Genomic DNA, 780 nt, shown 5'->3' on the forward strand with positions numbered 1-780 from the left:
CCAGCCTTATCGGAACCTGCCGGATGAACGGGGTCGAACCCTATGCCTATTTGGTCGGCCTGTTCACCAAATTGGCCGCGGATGCCTATTTGGTCGGCCTGTTCACCAAATTGGCCGCGGGCCATCTCAACAAGGATATCGACGCCTTGATGCCCTGGGCCTATGCCGACGAACAATCAAAAGACGTGAGCTCGCCCGGGACTCCCTGACGTGCTCGTCCGCACAAATGGCTGGAGCCTGTCAACAGCAAGGCGCGAAACTTCCCAATGGGAAGTGGACGGCGCATACGGTTCACTGCGTGCTTCGAAGTACAGGGCTTCGGCAAGACATGCCTCCTGTTTATCCAGCCCAGTCGGGTTGAACAATCTGGCGAGCCAAGACACATTGGTGTCGGCGGAGCGGTCAAGTAAGCGCAGGTCTCCCGCAGTTTTTATGACTACAGTCTCTTCGAGCATTTTGAGCTACCCCCTGAATTTCGGACACTGACGTAAGCTACGATTTGCTGTCTGTTGATCTTCGACGCAGAGGAGATCAGAGATGTCGAAACGGAAGAACCATTCGCCTGAGTTTAAGGCCAAGGTCGCACTTGAGGCTYTGAAGGGCGAGCGGACTGTTGCAGAGCTGGCAAGCCAATTTGGCGTTCATCCGACGATGATCCACAGCTGGAAGCGGGCGCTCCTGGAGGGCGCGTCCGGCGTGTTCGAGCGTGGCGGCAAGAAAACCCCGGAGATTGACGAAGAACAGGTCAAAGAGCTGCACGCTAAGATTGGGGAGCTGGCC

Annotated in this window: 2 protein-coding genes; both read left to right on the forward strand. The window is 56.6% G+C overall.

Translation table 11 applies throughout. The features are described from left to right. Nucleotides 1-209: transposase domain-containing protein (locus tag A9D60_RS05625; RefSeq protein ID WP_065266698.1), on the forward strand; the 209-nt coding region annotated here is incomplete at its 5' end. Between the two features lie 328 nt (nt 210-537). Beyond that, nucleotides 538-780, forward strand: a 243-nt coding sequence (locus A9D60_RS26935; protein WP_065266699.1) for an IS3 family transposase, incomplete at its 3' end; no start/stop codon positions are given.

The sequence above is a fragment of the Leisingera sp. JC1 genome, from assembly GCF_001679925.1.
Taxonomy (GTDB): Bacteria; Pseudomonadota; Alphaproteobacteria; order Rhodobacterales; family Rhodobacteraceae; genus Leisingera.